We start from the raw sequence: 14,688 nt of genomic DNA, 5'->3' as shown, positions 1-14,688 counted from the left end.
CACGCACCGCCGCGGCACTGGCATCGCTCGTGGCCGTGAACGCCCATGCGGCGACGACGCGATCGAAGATCCCCCTCGATCCTCTACCCAACCCCGTCCCGCGGAACGGCGAAGTGCCCGCATCACCTGCGACGCACCGGCATGCGTAACTCCGATCGCTGTCGCACGCCGACCACATGGCACCGTGATCGACACATGGCGACGCCCCCCCCCAACATCGCGCGCCCGTTAGCGATTTGGCGCGCCCACCTGGTCCTGCCGCGTGGACCGTTCTCCGAAGCGACTCGCTTGCGCAATCAAGCCCGGCGACCGCAATCGGCACCGGATTTCGTCAATACTGCTTCATTCGCATAACTTATAATTAGACCGACTTTCACCCCATGCTCATGCATCCGGCGATCGGGCCGACGCCGTGCGGTACACGTCCGCAGGCAATCGTTTCATTCAGACGTGCGCTTCCCATGGGTTCGCATGTCTCGCTGCTGTATTACGGATCGTTACCTATATGCGAGTAAGTCTAATGGAAACCGGAAGCGCAATCTGCGCCGGATTCTTGATCAAATCCGACAAATTGAGTCGACGGAAATAGGCATGCCGACGTTGGCCGCGGATGCGATCAAGGCGATACCGAGCCTGTTGGCGCGAACCGGGATCAGGATGCTGGTGAACGTCACGGAGGGCATCGCGGCAAACGACTTGACGCAGATGGCGACCAACGGGATCGAGCACAAGCCGTGGAGCCTCGGACTCGCGGACGCGACGTGGACGGGCGCCGTGGGCGGCCTGCCGTTCGGGATCGGCGACGTGGTGCTGAACGACGGCAAGACGATGTGGGACCAGGCAAGGAGCCAGTTTTCCGATCGCGTCGGCAGTGCGCGTGTCGGTGAGCCCGCTCCGTCAGGATTGCCCGGCACGCAGGCACAGGACGAAAAGACACCGCTCATCCGGGCCCGCGCGGACTCCAGTGACGGGACGCATCTGCTGTCGTCGCCTTCGCTCAACTCTTCGTACGGCACGATGGGTACGCAGTAGCCGCGGTCCGGCGCGGCCGGCGGTCTCGATCGGGGCGAGGCCCGCCGCTTGCAGCGAGTGCGTGGCCCGGGGCCGGCATGCTGGCCCCGGCTACCGCCCGAGCGTCAACGCAACGATTCCTCGGCCGGAAACTCGGCCGAACCGGGCACGCCCGTCAGACCGTCGCGTATCGCATACGCCGTCACTTCAACTACCAGCTGTTGAAGCCACTCGCCGACGACCGCTGCGAGATGACCGTCCAGATACCCGTCATGCCCGGCCGCGACCTGTTCGAAATCAGCATGTCGAACGTGAACGGCGTCGACACGATGGCAGCTTCCGGATGGCGGTGCCAGCGCGCATGAGTGCCCGCTTGAAAAGCACGATGATCGGCGGGCCCGCCAGCCTGCCGAGCCGCCGACTCCTGGGCTGCGGCGCCGCCGGGATGCCGGCCGGGACGGGGGCGGGTGGTGTGGGTGTGGGTGTGGTGCAGTGGAATCACGGCTGCGCCGGGCCTGCGGCTCGATTTGCAGGGGAGGTCGGTCTGGCGTCGAAGGACCTTGAATCGGTTCAGTTCGACGCGCGATTCCAACTCGAGGTATGTGTATCCGACAGCGTGCGCTGGAGATTCGGACCCGGCTCCAGAACGGGAGTCATTCTCCGTCGGCTTCCGTCCGAACATCCTTTACGCGTCTTTCAGCCAGGGCATTTCCACCGGTGATACGACCAGTTGCCGGAATTCGCGTAACTGTTTTACTCTCAGGACTGGCAGACCGTCAGCACCGACCAGTTCATTGAGGTCGTTGACTCGTACATTCGCTGGTACAACGAGAAACGGATCAAGATCTCGCTTGGTTCACTCAGTCCGATCGAATACCGAGCAAGCCTCGGGCTGACGACATAACCAGTCCAAGAATTCCGCCGCACCCCCTTCCAGCTGTTTAAAAATGATGGTGGAATGTCATTGGCGTAATTGCAACCATCAATCGTTAGTCAAGGCGCGATGATATCTGGCGACGTACTTCGCCTGAGCGATGATTTTCCCGTGCATCTGATAGGCGACGAGCGCAGGACTCGCCGCCGGCGCCACGTCAATTTTTGCCACGTCCAAGGCCGACGCCGTCACGACATATCGATGCGACGCCCCCTGAGGCGGGCAGGGCCCACCGTATCTGGATTCGCCAAAGTCCGTCAACGTCTCGACAGCGCCCGCCGGCAAGAACTTCGGATTGCCGGAAGCGCCTTTTTCGATCGACGACTCCGAAGGTGGAATATTGACGATCTCCCAATGGGTCCAGCCGAGGCCGCCGGTCGGCGCATCGGGGTCGAACATTGTCACGACGATGCTCTTCGTGCCGCGCGGAACGTGAGTCCACGAAATGCGGGGCGAAACGTTCTGACCGTGACAGCCAAAGCCTCCATACACGTGTTCATTCGTAAAGCGTCCGTGACTGAGATCATCAACCCTGATTGCGAACGGCGCCGCGCTGGCTGTCGCCGGGATGACCGCTAGTGCCGCTGAAGTGCATAGAATCGCGGGAAATAAAATCCTCGATCGCATGATGTGCTCCGTTGAAGGGTAAGAGTTCAGTACAACGGTATCAACCGTATCGTGTAGCGATTCGCCCCGGAAGGCAGATTCGCGGACCACGGTGTTGCCTTCGCTGCAACATCGTTGGCAGGGCTTTCAGCCGATTCGATCGTCGCTCGTGCCGGCGAGGTCGGGCGCATGCTTATACGAGAGCAGCAGCGGCGGGCGCTGAATGAGCGTGCAAGTGCCTTTGAACGAGTGGCCACCGCGCTGGACCAGCGGTTATTTGCAAAAAAACCGCCGCGAGTCATGTGAGCTCGCGGCGGTTCTCCGGCAATCGTCAGGGCAACCTATCCGACTATGGTCGATCGTCGAGCGTCGATCAGTAGTCCCACTGCACCGGCACGAAGCGGAAACCTTCACCGCTCTTTGCAATGTGACCGATGGAGGGGAACGCGACATGCGCCGCGGCCAGCAGTGCGCCGGTGTCAGCCGCTTCGTTGAGCAGCGCCATACGCACGTCGATAGCGCCTTGCGGATCATGCTCGAAGCCATTTTGCCAATCGGGATTGTCGAAGTTGACTTCGAAAATCGCGTCGCCCACGAACGTCAGTTTCTCGCCGTTGGATGCGATGTCCACGACGCAGTGTCCCGGCGGGTGACCACCCGTCACGCGGGCCGACACACCCGCGGCGACTTCCACGGTCTGATCGAACTGCACGATGTTTTCGCGGTAGAGTTCCGCGAACTTTGCAGCGGCCTTGCGCAGCGCGGGAGGTACCGTTTCCGGCATCACCGTCTTGCTGAAGTCGGGGTTTTTCCAGAATTCAATTTCCGTGGCCGACACGTGAATGCGCACGTCGTGGCGCAGCTTGGCCTTGACGCCATCAACGTTCAGTCCGCCGACATGATCCATGTGCATATGTGTCATCACGATATCGGTGATCGCCGCCAGGTCGATGCCGGCCGCTTCCAGGCGCATCACCGACCGACCGGCGCGCGAGAAGTATTCGAATCCGTCACCCACGCCCGAATCGATCAGGATCAGGCGTTCGCCGCTACGCACAAGCGCGATATTCAGCGCCCAGTCGAACATGTCGCGCTGGAGGAAACGACCGTCGAACCATTCATTGCGGTCAGCTTCGCTCACGTTAGTTGACATGGTGGACGTCGGCAGCGGCAAAACGCCGTCGCTAATCAACACGACGTCGACGTCACCGACGCGCACGGCATAGCGGGAAGGCACGAGTTCGCCTGCTCCGCCTTTTCCAAGGTTGGCGGTGACCGGCTGCACATTGCGGATTGTTTCTCTCATCTTCAATAGTCCTATTGATTAAGTTTGGTACGCTGAACAGCACGGCATGGTCCAAAAGTACGACCTAGGTAGCGCGCGACCGCGCCCGCATTGGCTCGACCAAAACCGGGGAAACGGCCCGGCGTTGCCGAACCTCGACAACGATTGCGCTAATTCACGGGCGTGAGGACCGGCGCCCCCTTGTTCTTGATCAGGAAAACGACGAATCTTGCCGGCTTCGTGCTGCTGGCATTTCGGCCGACCGTGTGTAGGTCTTTCGGGCCTTCGTGGAACGTATCGCCGGCGTGGAGCGTGACTTCCTTCCCGCCATTCAGGCCCATCACGATGCTGCCGTCCAGCACATAGACAAATGCGTGCGCATCGTGACGATGAACGGGATCGACGCTGCCGGGTGGATAATCCACGACGATCATCTCGACCTCCTTGCCGGGATACTCGGGCAACGGCTCCGTGGTCAGCGTTGTAACGGTCGCTTGCGGCGCGGCGGCGGCCGGCTGAACGGGCATCAGCAGCGACAGCGCGAGCGGTGCAAGTGCGAGCATGATGCGTTTCATGTCGTTACTCCAGGTTGGCCTTGTCGAGCCCGAACGTCTTGTCGAACGATCCGGGCACGATGCGGAACGCGACGTTCAGCCGGTTCCAGCAGTTGATCGCACCGACGAGGAAGGTAAGATCCGACAGCTCCTTTTCGGAATAGTGCGTACGCACGCGTTCGTAGAGATCATCCGGCAAGCCATCCGACGAAAGATGCGTCAGCGCTTCGGTCCATGCGAGCGCGGCGCGTTCGCGCGGCGAAAAGAGCGTCGACTCGCGCCAGATCGAGACGTGATGCATGCGCAGTTCGCGCTCGCCGTGGATCCGGGCCATCTTGACGTGCATGTCGACGCAAAACGCGCAGCCGTTCAGTTGTGATGCGCGAATCTCGACGAGTTCGCGGACCGGCGCTTCGATCGTCGTCTTTTGAAACAACCCGTCGAGCTCGACGAGTTTCTTGGTGAATTCCGGCGATTGCTGAAAGTAGTTGATACGTTGCGACATGATCTGTTCTCCTGATTTGTGGAATTGGGTACTGCCAGCCCTGCGTATCGCGATTGATCGCACGACCAGCTTGGCAGCCATCGTAATTGCGGGTCCCGCGGGCCGGTAGTACCGGGCGGGTGTGCACTCTGTTGTCGCTTCGGCACCAATCGTTCGCCACGTATGCCAGCGAGATTCATTCACGCTGACACGGCGAGGACACTGCAGATTCCCTGCCGCGCCATCTTTGCATAGGGGCACAGGCGTTCTGTGTCGCGGACAAGACGTTCCGCGGATACCCGGGCGCAGGGATTTTCCACGACTGCGGTGGCGCGATCGGTGGGCGCTGGTTGTCGTCGATCATCTTCATCGTAATCGTGCCGCTGGTCTGGCTCATCAAGCCCGCGAGGCACGGTGGTGGCATGGCGGGGGGCGCGCACTGAACGAGGCCGCCGGGAATCGTACGCAGGTGAACGGACGTGCGCCACCTTCGCGCCCGATGCCAGCGAGAAAGAGCCTGGTTCCCTATAGCGCGATGATCGTGTGGTCGCGCGGATGGTCGGCAGGATCTCCGAGCATCGCTTTCAGATCGCGCTCGATCGTGGCGCACAGCGTCGAAATGGGAACGTCGTTCGCACCGCCTTCGAACGGATTCTCGGTGCTTTCGCCGACCTGGTCGAGCGACGTATACATCCACGACACCGCGACGCTGCATGGCACGACCAGCCATACCATGTTGCCGTGCATGAAACCGCTCACACCATCGTTCAGCCGGTTGAATTCGCTCAGAAGACCAAACGGAAGGGAGAGGCAGAAGAACCGGACGAACAGCGAGCTGACGGTCGCGTACTGTCGCGGATACGGGAAGTTCTTGAAACGTTCCGATCTCGACTGGAGCGCGATGAAATCCCCGGTCGTCTTGTTCAGCTCCATATAGAAGCTCGTATTCAGCTGACCGGCCGCGTGAAGCGTCCTGAGCGCACTGCATTGCAGGTTCAGCACGAATGTCGCGATGGACGTGGAAGAGAGCGCCTGTGCCGTCTCAGACGGCGACAGGTATTTCAGCAACACTTCCCTGATGTCCTGTTCCCACTCCGGAACGCGATAGAACCGGCGGTACTCCGCGTTGTAGCGTTTGCTCGTGCTTTCCCAGACCCGAGGGCGACGCAGTTCGTATCGTAGCGCGGTCAGCCATCCAAGGTGTCGATCGATCAACGTGCGGGAAATCGCTTCGTCGCCGGAAAAATCGCGCGCGAGCTGGCCCCAGCGACGGCTCTTGCCCACGATTTCGGTCCAGATTTCCAGCGCATCCGTTGCGCGGTTGTACGTCTGGACATTCTTGAAGCCGACGATGAACGACGTCGCGGTTCCGAGGAGAACCACGATCGTCAGCGGGATCGACAACCATGTGACGCACAGGAACTTGTACAGAATGACCGGTACGGTCCCGAAGACGAAAAGCGCGTAGATGTTCCAGCGTGTCCAGATCAGGAACTCCGACAACTTGTACGATTTTCCGAGATGCATTTCATTTGCCTCATCGAGGACTCGGCGCGTCCCCGAATGCACGGCGCAGCGGCCACGCGCGACAAAGCACGAACGAAGGTCTTCAGCGGACAGGTGCCGCTACCGCCCGACGGGCGTCGCGTCAATCAACGACAGTCACGACATTGACGGTGGCTTGTCTGGCCATCTTTGCGTACGGGCACAGGCGCTCCGCGGCTCGAACCAGTTCTTCCGCGATGTCTTGTTCGACGCCGGGCATCCGGACGCGGACGTCGACGAGCAATGCATGGCCGCCGTCCATCGGATCGCGGCCAAACGAAACCCGCACCTCCACGACCGTGTCGGCTGGTTCCATGCCGGCGCGTTGCTCGAGCAGGTTCAGCGCACCATGAAAGCACGCGGCGAAGCCCGCCGCGAACAATTGCTCGGGGTTGGTCCCATTGCCGGCGCCGCCCAACTCGGTGGGCAGGCGCAGATCGACGGCGAGGTTCCCGTCGTCCGAGCGCACGACGCCGGATGCGCGGCCGTGTCCCGTCTCGCCACCGGACACGGTGACGCTTGTCGTATAGAGTGGCTGGAAATCCCGACCCCGATACCTGTCGAGGAGGGAGAGCGGAGGGGCCTGCAGCTTGTTGTCATTCATGATGCGTGCTCGAGTTCAGCGACGCTTCGATTCCCGGTCGTTCATTTGTCGAAGCGTGTTGCAAAGGGGGCTGCACGGCCCGGGCAGATGGCGTCTTCACGAACAGGTAGAGCGAACGATCGTATGCGGAGCGCGGCAATCTTCCGGGGCAGCCCGAATCCAGGTTCGTCCATGGAGAAGGGCGCCCTCATGCTAGCGGAGCGCACCGTGCGACGGTATGGCCGTCGCGGGCGATTCAATGTTTCTCGTCGGACACCAATCGGGGCCGTGACGCAGGACTGTGACACCCAACCGGCTGCGGCCCGCGCGTCAGCGGCCGACGCACGCGCGCAGCGTTGTCGCGTGACGCTGCGCTTCGTCCGCGTCGACGATGTTCGCGAACCCGATGACGAGGCCGCGCGGCGTGAGCTGCGTGTGGCTGTTCGTATACCAGATCGACAGCGGCACGACCGCGAGTCCGGCGTCGCGCGCGCGTGCGGCGACGGCGACGTCGTCGACCGGCCCATCGGGCCCGTCGGTGAATCGCACCGCGAACTGGATGCCGCCCACCGGCAATTCGACGATCAGCCGCTCGCGGAACGCCTGACGCAATGCATGCACGATCAGCATGCGGCGCTCGCCATACAGCGCACGCATGCGCTTCAGATGGCGGGCAAAGTGCCCCTGTTCGATGAAATCGGCCAGCGCCGCCTGCAGGAGCGGCGGTGACCCGGCATTCATGCTGCACGCCACGCGTTCGACGCGCTCCACGGCGCGCTCCGGCACGACCGCGTAGGCGAGCCGCAAACCGGGGTACATCGCCTTGCTGAAGGTACTGCAATAGATCACGCGATCGCGCCGGTCGAGACTCTTCAACGCGGGCAGCGGGCGGCCGAGATAGCGAAACTCGCTGTCGTAGTCGTCCTCGACGATCCACCCCGACATTTTTTCGGCCCAGTCGAGCAGCGCGATGCGGCGGGGCAGCGACAGCGTATGCCCGAGCGGGCTCTGATGCGACGGCGTCACCACCGCGAAGCGTGCCTGCGCGTCCAGCTGCATGCCGCGTTCGACGTCGATCCCGTCGGCGTCCACCGGCACGGGGACGAGTTGTACGCCGGTCTCGGACAGGAACCCGCGTGCGAGCAGATAGCCGGGATCCTCGAACCACACGCGCTCGTCCGCCCGTGCGAGGCTGCGCAGTATGAGTTCCAGCGTGGCGCGGTAGCCGCCGGTGACGAACACCTGTTCCGGCACGCAGGTGACGCCGCGCGACAGCGTCAGGTAGGTGGCGATGTGTTCGCGCAGCGGCCGGTAACCGGCCGGATTCGGGTAGCCGAGCAGTGCGCGTTCGCTGCTGCGCGCGCGCTGCGACACGAGCCGGTGCCAGACCTTGCGCGGAAATGCGTCGAGCGCCGGGAGCCCGGGTTGCAGCGGGCGCGGCTCGCCGCTCAGCGCGACGGCGATCGGCTGCGCTCGGCGTGGCGGCGGAGTGTCGTTCGATCCGACTGACGCACGTTGCGCGTCGGCGTGTTCGGCGGGGGCGGGCGGCGGCTGCCTCAGCGAGACCGGCAGGGACGGCGAGACGAACGTGCCTGCCGCGCCGCGCATTTGCAGATAGCCCTCGTCGACCAGGACCGTGTAGGCCTGCTCAACCGTGCCGCGCGCCGTATTCAGTTGCGTCGCCAAGCCGCGCAGCGCGGGCACGCGATCGCCGGGGCGCAGATGACCGGCGGCGATCGCGGCCTTGAACCGCTCGCAAATCTGCAGATAGACGGGCAACTGGTGTTGCCGGTCGATTTCGATGGACAGCGGGGGCGTCTGCGCAGACATCACGGTCTCTCGGGTGGCGCGAACAGGACAGGCGCAGAGGCGGTATGGACCAGTCCGATCGACGATTCTTGGCACTTATGGATAGGACATGATTCTTCCACAATTGCGGCACGCCATGCGACGGTCATGACCGCCTTTCAACGGATCCGACGGCGTCGCGTACCCCTCGCAGTCCAATGCAATCCATTCGTCGGGAGATTTTGTGATGAAGATCGTTGTCATCGGTGGTTCGGGCCTGATCGGCTCGCGTGTCGTCGCGCTGCTCGGCGAAGCCGGCCATCATGCGCTGGCTGCCTCGCCGAGCACCGGCGTCAATATCATCACGGGCGAAGGCCTGGCTGACGCATTGGCGGGCGCGGACGTCGTCGTGGACGTGGCGAATGCGCCGTCATGGGAGCCGCAGGCGGTGCTGGACTTCTTCCGCACGTCAGCACGCAATCTCGGCAAGGCGGAAGTGGCCGCCGGCGTGCGCCACCATGTCGCGTTGTCGATCGTCGGCTGCGACCGCATGCCGGCGAACGGCTATTTCGCAGCAAAGGTCGCGCAGGAACAGGCGATCGAAGCGGCGGGCGTTCCGTACACCATCGTTCGCGCGACGCAATTCATGGAATTCATCGGCGGCATCGCGGATGCCGGCACGGTAGACGGCACGGTCCGCATCGGCGACGGCCTGTTTCAGCCGATCGCTGCGGAAGACGTGTCGGCGCTCGTCGCGCAGATCGCGCTCGCCGCGCCGCGAAACGGCACGGTCGAGATCGCGGGCCCGGATCGCGCGCCGTTCGCGGAGGTCGTCGCGCGGTATCTGAAATCGGTCGGCGATACGCGTACGGTGGTGACCGATCGCGACGCCCGTTACTACGGCGGCCGCGTCGAGGAGAAATCGCTGGTGCCGCTCGGGAGTGCGCGACTCGGCCGCATCGGTCTCGACCAGTGGCTCGCAAGAAGCTGATTCGCGTTCTTCTGTGCAGCGGTTCGCCGGCGCACGCCGACAACGGGCAATCGGAGTGAGCGACATGTCTGAGGAAGCGGAAATGATTCATTCGGAACCTTCGGAGCACGGTGTTTGTCGCGCCCTGACCAGTCGCGCCGATGCGCTATCCGCGAGCTTCGGTGCAAGCTATGCAGGCATCCTTGCCTTCGTTGCAGTGGCGAGCGAGGGAAGCTTTACCAAGGCCGCCGAACGGCTCGGCGTCGGACGCCCAGCCGTGAGCCGGAATGTCCAGAAGCTCGAAGCGCAGTTACGTACGCGGCTGTTCCAGCGGACCACGCGCACGACCGAGCTGACGAGCGAAGGCCAGCGATTCTTCGAGAACTGCCATCAGGGCGTCGCGCAAATCGTCGAGGCCATGAACGACATGCTGGAACTGCGGCAGGGGCCGCCGCGCGGCCTGATCCGTATCAGCTCGGCGGTGGGGTTTGGCCGGAAAATCGTTGCGCCGTTGCTGGAAACGTTTGCGCGGGCATACCCCGACGTCGTCTTCGACCTCCTGCTCGACGACCGGCCGATCGACCTGGTGTCGGAACGGATCGACGTGGCGTTTCGAAATGGCCGCATCGAGGACTCCAGCATCATTGCGCGGCAACTGATTCCGATGCAGATGGCGCTTTGCGCAGCACCATCGTACGTGGCGAGGCACGGGCTCCCGAAGAGTCTGGCGGATCTCGACCGGCACGAGTGCATCAACTTCCGATTCGCGAGCGGCCGCATCTTCGAATGGGAATTCAACGTCGACGGCCGAGTACAAAAGTACTTGCCGACGTCCCGCCTCACGTTCAATGACGCGGATCTGGTGTTGCAGGCGGTTCTACGCGGAGCGGGTGTCGCGCAGATGGCGGGCTATCAGATTCGCGACCACCTTGCATCGAACGAGCTCGTCGTCGCGCTAGCGAAGTATTTGCCGGAAGATCGCGGCCACTATATCTGCTATCTCAGTCGGCAACATCTGCCAACACGCATTCGCATCTTCGTCGACTTCATGACCGAGCAGATACGCGCACTTGACCTGAACTGCATGACCCGTTTCAACCCGGATGTCACGGATGAATCATCGCCGGCATTAGCTGCTTGAAGGTTCCAGGAAGGAAGACGTTGAGGGCGCACGATTGATCTGTCGAGCATCGGGTACGGGTGAGCAACCAGATTCCCGGTACCGAATCACTAGCCGTTCGATCTGCGGCTGCACGCCCAGGCTTCAAGCCCAAATCCACCACGGCCTGGATTACCTTCAGCCGATCCACTTCACGCATCGTCATGGTGATCGTCCCAGTCGCGTTCATCGCCGGCGCTCCCAAGGGTGCAGACGATCAACCTACAGGCCAAAACACGACATTTTTATTTAGCGGAAACGCGACATCTGAACTTGGGACCTACATCGCTCAGGTTGATAATTATGAAAGTGTCTACTCGTTGCACATGCAACGTTGGCGGCGCTATCACCTGTCCGCGTAGCCGCTCGGGCGCGCCCTGTCTGGACTTCCCGCTTTGCCTCTGCGGCCCGGTTTCTCCGGCGCCGGTCGTGCTTTCTGCACGACAACATCCCCTTTCAATTCGCCTGTAAGCCTTGCCCGGCGTGCGTTCGCATGCACGGCCGGATCGTCTCGTTAATCGGGGCCAAACACCAATGAAAAAGACCAATCACGCGTCGGCGGCAATAGCGTGGCGCGAGGGGCATTTCGTCGTAACCGATGTGCAAATCCGTTTGCCGGGTCATCGCCTGTCGGCGGTGACGATCTCGGACGCGCTGCTGCGTCGCCTTGTTCGGGGGTACTGATGAACGCGGGTGAATGGCTGGTGTGCTGGTCGATGGCGATCGCGGGCGCGTGGTGCGTCGATCGCGGCATTTCGTGGATGCAACGCAGAGCGTGGGGTGCGTGATGGCTGGCGGCGAAACGTTGTTGCATTCGGCTCACGTCGAGCCGAGCGTCGAATGCCCGTATTGCGGTGTGCGGGTCACGCTGATGGATTCAGTGGGGCAGTGGGTGCAGACCTGCACGCGCACGCCGGGTCATTCGGCAATGGGCGGCCTCGCATGGGTCGAACCGCGTGGATGCGGGAAATCGTTCGTCGTGACGCAGACGCGACGCGTCGTGCATACGACGTCGGCACGGAAGATCGAGGGCGAGGCATGAGCGGCTCGGCGGCGTTCGAGGATATCGGCTACCGCATTGAAGATGGAGACTTGGGCTATGCGGGTGACACACATCAATCGTTCCGGCCGGCGCGAGTTCCGCGCCCCGGCGGTCGCGCGTCGGAAGTGGGCTCGGCGCTATGCCGTCAGCTGGTGGGGCAACTGCGCGCGCGCTTTCCTCAACGCGGCGAGCGTGCAGCGTCGGGCGCCATTGCGCCGGACGCGTATCAAGCGGCAGTCGCGCGGGTGATCGGCTGATGTGGGTCTATGCCGTCGACGCGAAAGCGTCCGTCGAAGCGCTGCCGGTCGCGCACGGGCTGAAAACGCGCGTGCCGTTGCGCTGGTATGGCGCGGCCATGCGCGACGCGCTCGCGGCTGGCCGGCGCTCGGCGGCCGGGCGCAGTGCGTCGCACATGTTCGACGTCGGCGCCGCGCGCGCCGCGCTCGAAGCGTTCGAGGCCGAGCATGCGCCGCAAACGCGCGCGGTGCGGCCGGACGCGGCGGACGGCGAGATTGTCGAGAAGGCGCGGCGCATCGCGGCAGAAGCGCAGTTCCGCATGATCGGCCTGACGACGGCCGACGCGCTGGTGCTCGCGCGCGTGACGTGTGACGCGTACGGCGTCGCGATGCCTGAAGCGGAGACGCCTGAGGGCGTCGTCGCGCGCGCCATGTGCGAATTGTGGTGGCGGCGCCAGCTGCGCACGACGCACGCGCGCGGCGCCGAAGCGTCCAACATTCGCCTGCGGTTCGTCCACTACGGCGCGGACTGCTACGCGAGCGGCGACGCCGTGCGGCGCCGTGTCGCGCAGAACCGGCGCAACCGCGCCACGCTCGAAGCGGTCACGCTCGAGAATCAGGACGGCCATCGCTTCACGCTCGCGGAGCTGTCGGACAAGTCGGTGTCCAACAAGGCGATCAAGCGCGGCGAGCTGTTCACGCGCCTGCGCGGTTGCGAAGAGCTGGCGAGCGAGGCGAAGTTTGCCGGCGTGATGTTCACGCTGACCTGCCCGAGCCGCTTCCACGCCGTGCGCCAGCTGGCGGGCGGCACGCGCTGCATCCCGAACAAGCGCTATGACCCGGCACTCACGCCGCGCGACGCGCAAGCGTACCTGCGCAAGACGTGGGCGCGGATCCGCGCGCAGCTGAACCGCGAGGGCGTGACGTTCTTCGGCATGCGCGTGGCCGAGCCGCACCACGACGCGACGCCGCACTGGCACGGGCTCGTTTTCTCGAACAACGTCGACCGGTTCTGCGCGGTAATGCGCGCGCACGGTCTGAAGGATTCGGGCGACGAGCGCGGGGCCCGGGTGCGGCGCGTGCAGTTCGAGCGGATAGACAGCGCGAAGGGATCAGCAGTCGGCTACATCGCGAAATACATCAGCAAGAACATCGACGGTCACGCGGTAGGCGAGCACAAGACCCAAGAGGGCTTCACGGTCGTGCCCGACCTGTTGGGCGATCTGGAAATCACGCCGTCGCAGCGCGTCGAGACGTGGGCCGCGCAATGGGGCATCCGGCAGTTTCAGGCGTTCGGGTGCGCGCCGGTCGGCGTGTGGCGCGAGCTGCGCCGCGTGAAGGCAGACGACCTGCCGACCGAAGCGGAGTCCGCGGCGATCCGCGACGCGTGGGCAGCAGCGCAGAAAACGGACGAGCGGCCCGCCGATTGGGCTGCGTTCTGCCGGGCTATGGGCGGCGTCGCGGGCGAGCAGCGCATGGTGTACGTGAAGCGCACGACGGAAATGCGCGAAGGCCGCTACGGCATCGTGCCGGCGAAGGTGCCGCACGGCGTCGCCGCGCGCGGCGTCGCGACTATCACGGATGGTTTGGTCACGTATTCGCGCGAGACGGAAATTTTCGTTCCGGCGACGCGGCATGAATGGCGGGTGGTGTCGCGCAGCGGCGCAGCCGCGAGCACTCGGACTTGTGTCAATAACTGTACGGAAGGGGAAGGCGATGAAGTGCGACGAGCACGGGAATTCGATCATCGGATCGGATATCGAGGAAGCGAAAGAGGCGGCGGCGGAACTGCGCCGCATGTTCGAAGGGCTGTCGACGTTTGAGAAGTTGGCGGCAGGCAAGCAAATCGCAGCAGTTCGACGCCTCGTTGAGGCCGTCGAAGCGCTGTAATTCGCCGCGAATCGCGGCATTTTCTGAGGAGGTAGGACCATGCTGGAAGCACTGAAGGATGCAGTATCGAAGGCCGTCGACGCGCTGCGTATGAACGGAGAGCACCGCGCGTCGCTGGCCGATGCGCTGCAGGCCGCGCACGACACGGTGCACGCGCTCGAAGCGCGCGTTGCCGCGCTGGAGGCGAAGATCGAAGCCGGCTTCAACGCAGCCGGTGTCGTCGCGGCCGTGGTCGACCCGCTGCTCGGCGGTGCGCCGACGCAGGTGGAAACGAAGCCGGCCGCGTAAGGGGAGGGCGCCATGTCGTATCTCGGGAAATCCGACTGTCATTTGTGCGACCGGGAGGTCGACGTGTCCGCGAACCGGAACGGCATGGCGTATTACCGCTGCGCCGCCTGCGGCACGAAGCTGGAAACCAAGGGAGCGCGGGGCGACCGCGCGCTGCGCGCGAAGGTGCGCCCGTTCGAGGATCCTGACGCGGCGCCGGCACCGGCCGCCGTGCAGGAACCCGAGCCGGCGAATCCCCGCGAAACGCCGCAACCCGAACAACCGAAAAACCCGCCGCGCGCGCGCATGCCCGCCGGCTTCTGGAACGTCTGAC

At 63.7% G+C, this 14,688-nt stretch carries 18 protein-coding genes and 2 pseudogenes; 12 read left to right on the top strand and 8 right to left on the bottom strand.

The window, feature by feature from the left end; genetic code table 11:
* Window positions 1–591: 591 nt before the first annotated feature.
* From C7H84_RS30325 to C7H84_RS30315, 3 genes and pseudogenes are all read left to right on the top strand, one after another.
* Complete coding sequence (locus C7H84_RS30325) at window positions 592–1,032, top strand: hypothetical protein (RefSeq protein WP_121862252.1); 441 nt, start codon at window positions 592–594, stop codon at window positions 1,030–1,032.
* Window positions 1,033–1,109: 77 nt separating this feature from the next.
* Complete coding sequence (locus C7H84_RS30320; RefSeq protein ID WP_121862251.1) at window positions 1,110–1,376, top strand: hypothetical protein; 267 nt, start codon at window positions 1,110–1,112, stop codon at window positions 1,374–1,376.
* A gap of 383 nt (window positions 1,377–1,759) precedes the next feature.
* Window positions 1,760–1,915, top strand: a pseudogene (locus tag C7H84_RS30315) (IS3 family transposase); the annotation flags it as partial.
* A 78-nt stretch (window positions 1,916–1,993) separates the two neighbouring features.
* Here the strand turns inward: C7H84_RS30315 and C7H84_RS30310 are convergent.
* The 8 genes and pseudogenes from C7H84_RS30310 to C7H84_RS30275 form a co-directional block, all read right to left on the bottom strand.
* Window positions 1,994–2,572, bottom strand: a complete 579-nt coding sequence (locus C7H84_RS30310; RefSeq protein ID WP_121862250.1) for a YbhB/YbcL family Raf kinase inhibitor-like protein — start codon at window positions 2,570–2,572, stop codon at window positions 1,994–1,996.
* A 352-nt stretch (window positions 2,573–2,924) separates the two neighbouring features.
* A complete protein-coding gene (locus C7H84_RS30305) occupies window positions 2,925–3,857 on the bottom strand; it encodes an MBL fold metallo-hydrolase (protein WP_121862249.1) in 933 nt (310 codons plus the stop codon).
* 149 nt (window positions 3,858–4,006) lie between these two features.
* Window positions 4,007–4,411, bottom strand: a complete 405-nt coding sequence (locus C7H84_RS30300; RefSeq protein WP_121862248.1) for a cupin domain-containing protein — start codon at window positions 4,409–4,411, stop codon at window positions 4,007–4,009.
* Window positions 4,412–4,415: 4 nt separating this feature from the next.
* Window positions 4,416–4,895, bottom strand: coding sequence for a carboxymuconolactone decarboxylase family protein (locus C7H84_RS30295; RefSeq protein WP_121862247.1), 480 nt, complete (start codon window positions 4,893–4,895; stop codon window positions 4,416–4,418).
* Window positions 4,896–5,074: 179 nt separating this feature from the next.
* Window positions 5,075–5,167: pseudogene (locus C7H84_RS37285) on the bottom strand (peroxiredoxin); the annotation flags it as partial.
* Window positions 5,168–5,399: 232 nt separating this feature from the next.
* Window positions 5,400–6,401 carry a bestrophin family ion channel gene (locus C7H84_RS30285; RefSeq protein ID WP_121862246.1) on the bottom strand — a complete coding sequence of 334 codons (1,002 nt, stop codon included), beginning with the start codon at window positions 6,399–6,401 and terminating at the stop codon, window positions 5,400–5,402.
* A gap of 121 nt (window positions 6,402–6,522) precedes the next feature.
* Window positions 6,523–7,023, bottom strand: a complete 501-nt coding sequence (locus C7H84_RS30280) for an Ohr family peroxiredoxin (RefSeq protein ID WP_121862245.1) — start codon at window positions 7,021–7,023, stop codon at window positions 6,523–6,525.
* A 309-nt stretch (window positions 7,024–7,332) separates the two neighbouring features.
* Window positions 7,333–8,832 (bottom strand): PLP-dependent aminotransferase family protein, encoded by a 1,500-nt coding sequence (locus C7H84_RS30275; RefSeq protein WP_121862244.1) that lies wholly within the window; start codon window positions 8,830–8,832, stop codon window positions 7,333–7,335.
* A 205-nt stretch (window positions 8,833–9,037) separates the two neighbouring features.
* Between C7H84_RS30275 and C7H84_RS30270 the strand changes: the two genes are divergently transcribed.
* The 9 genes from C7H84_RS30270 (at window position 9,038) to C7H84_RS30235 (ending at window position 14,687) form a co-directional block, all read left to right on the top strand.
* Complete coding sequence (locus C7H84_RS30270; RefSeq protein ID WP_121862243.1) at window positions 9,038–9,781, top strand: SDR family oxidoreductase; 744 nt, start codon at window positions 9,038–9,040, stop codon at window positions 9,779–9,781.
* 82 nt (window positions 9,782–9,863) lie between these two features.
* Complete coding sequence (locus tag C7H84_RS30265) at window positions 9,864–10,901, top strand: LysR family transcriptional regulator (protein ID WP_121862407.1); 1,038 nt, start codon at window positions 9,864–9,866, stop codon at window positions 10,899–10,901.
* A 59-nt stretch (window positions 10,902–10,960) separates the two neighbouring features.
* Window positions 10,961–11,281, top strand: coding sequence for a hypothetical protein (locus C7H84_RS36635; RefSeq protein ID WP_162999416.1), 321 nt, complete (start codon window positions 10,961–10,963; stop codon window positions 11,279–11,281).
* Window positions 11,282–11,453: 172 nt separating this feature from the next.
* Window positions 11,454–11,603, top strand: coding sequence for a hypothetical protein (locus C7H84_RS36630; RefSeq protein WP_162999415.1), 150 nt, complete (start codon window positions 11,454–11,456; stop codon window positions 11,601–11,603).
* 103 nt (window positions 11,604–11,706) lie between these two features.
* A complete protein-coding gene (locus C7H84_RS30255) occupies window positions 11,707–11,961 on the top strand; it encodes a hypothetical protein (RefSeq protein ID WP_162999414.1) in 255 nt (84 codons plus the stop codon).
* Complete coding sequence (locus C7H84_RS30250; RefSeq protein ID WP_121862240.1) at window positions 11,958–12,218, top strand: hypothetical protein; 261 nt, start codon at window positions 11,958–11,960, stop codon at window positions 12,216–12,218. Before C7H84_RS30255 ends, C7H84_RS30250 begins: the two co-directional genes overlap by 4 nt.
* Window positions 12,218–14,020, top strand: coding sequence for a replication endonuclease (locus C7H84_RS30245; protein ID WP_121862239.1), 1,803 nt, complete (start codon window positions 12,218–12,220; stop codon window positions 14,018–14,020). Before C7H84_RS30250 ends, C7H84_RS30245 begins: the two co-directional genes overlap by 1 nt.
* Before the next feature lie 106 nt (window positions 14,021–14,126).
* The gene (locus tag C7H84_RS30240) at window positions 14,127–14,375 is read left to right on the top strand and encodes a hypothetical protein (protein ID WP_121862238.1); all 249 of its coding nucleotides are present in this window, start codon (window positions 14,127–14,129) and stop codon (window positions 14,373–14,375) included.
* A 12-nt stretch (window positions 14,376–14,387) separates the two neighbouring features.
* Window positions 14,388–14,687, top strand: coding sequence for a hypothetical protein (locus tag C7H84_RS30235; RefSeq protein WP_121862237.1), 300 nt, complete (start codon window positions 14,388–14,390; stop codon window positions 14,685–14,687).
* Window position 14,688 lies beyond the last annotated feature (1 nt).

Origin of the sequence: Burkholderia sp. Nafp2/4-1b, assembly GCF_003635165.1 — a bacterium.
In the GTDB taxonomy this organism is placed as follows: domain Bacteria; phylum Pseudomonadota; class Gammaproteobacteria; order Burkholderiales; family Burkholderiaceae; genus Burkholderia.
This window is presented reverse-complemented; position numbering and strand designations above follow the sequence as displayed.

What these genes read in the sequence shown, in the direction of transcription:
- C7H84_RS30320 (WP_121862251.1), top strand. Translation starts at nt 1,110, where the DNA reads ATGCTGGCCCCGGCTACCGCCCGAGCGTCAACGCAACGATTCCTCGGC.
- C7H84_RS30255 (WP_162999414.1), top strand. Translation starts at nt 11,707, where the DNA reads ATGGCTGGCGGCGAAACGTTGTTGCATTCGGCTCACGTCGAGCCGAGC.
- C7H84_RS30275 (WP_121862244.1), bottom strand. Translation starts at nt 8,832, where the DNA reads ATGTCTGCGCAGACGCCCCCGCTGTCCATCGAAATCGACCGGCAACAC.
- C7H84_RS36630 (WP_162999415.1), top strand. Translation starts at nt 11,454, where the DNA reads ATGAAAAAGACCAATCACGCGTCGGCGGCAATAGCGTGGCGCGAGGGG.
- C7H84_RS30325 (WP_121862252.1), top strand. Translation starts at nt 592, where the DNA reads ATGCCGACGTTGGCCGCGGATGCGATCAAGGCGATACCGAGCCTGTTG.
- C7H84_RS30250 (WP_121862240.1), top strand. Translation starts at nt 11,958, where the DNA reads ATGAGCGGCTCGGCGGCGTTCGAGGATATCGGCTACCGCATTGAAGAT.
- C7H84_RS30310 (WP_121862250.1), bottom strand. Translation starts at nt 2,572, where the DNA reads ATGCGATCGAGGATTTTATTTCCCGCGATTCTATGCACTTCAGCGGCA.
- C7H84_RS30280 (WP_121862245.1), bottom strand. Translation starts at nt 7,023, where the DNA reads ATGAATGACAACAAGCTGCAGGCCCCTCCGCTCTCCCTCCTCGACAGG.
- C7H84_RS30245 (WP_121862239.1), top strand. Translation starts at nt 12,218, where the DNA reads ATGTGGGTCTATGCCGTCGACGCGAAAGCGTCCGTCGAAGCGCTGCCG.
- C7H84_RS30285 (WP_121862246.1), bottom strand. Translation starts at nt 6,401, where the DNA reads ATGCATCTCGGAAAATCGTACAAGTTGTCGGAGTTCCTGATCTGGACA.
- C7H84_RS30265 (WP_121862407.1), top strand. Translation starts at nt 9,864, where the DNA reads ATGATTCATTCGGAACCTTCGGAGCACGGTGTTTGTCGCGCCCTGACC.
- C7H84_RS30295 (WP_121862247.1), bottom strand. Translation starts at nt 4,895, where the DNA reads ATGTCGCAACGTATCAACTACTTTCAGCAATCGCCGGAATTCACCAAG.
- C7H84_RS30300 (WP_121862248.1), bottom strand. Translation starts at nt 4,411, where the DNA reads ATGAAACGCATCATGCTCGCACTTGCACCGCTCGCGCTGTCGCTGCTG.
- C7H84_RS30270 (WP_121862243.1), top strand. Translation starts at nt 9,038, where the DNA reads ATGAAGATCGTTGTCATCGGTGGTTCGGGCCTGATCGGCTCGCGTGTC.
- C7H84_RS30305 (WP_121862249.1), bottom strand. Translation starts at nt 3,857, where the DNA reads ATGAGAGAAACAATCCGCAATGTGCAGCCGGTCACCGCCAACCTTGGA.
- C7H84_RS30240 (WP_121862238.1), top strand. Translation starts at nt 14,127, where the DNA reads ATGCTGGAAGCACTGAAGGATGCAGTATCGAAGGCCGTCGACGCGCTG.
- C7H84_RS30235 (WP_121862237.1), top strand. Translation starts at nt 14,388, where the DNA reads ATGTCGTATCTCGGGAAATCCGACTGTCATTTGTGCGACCGGGAGGTC.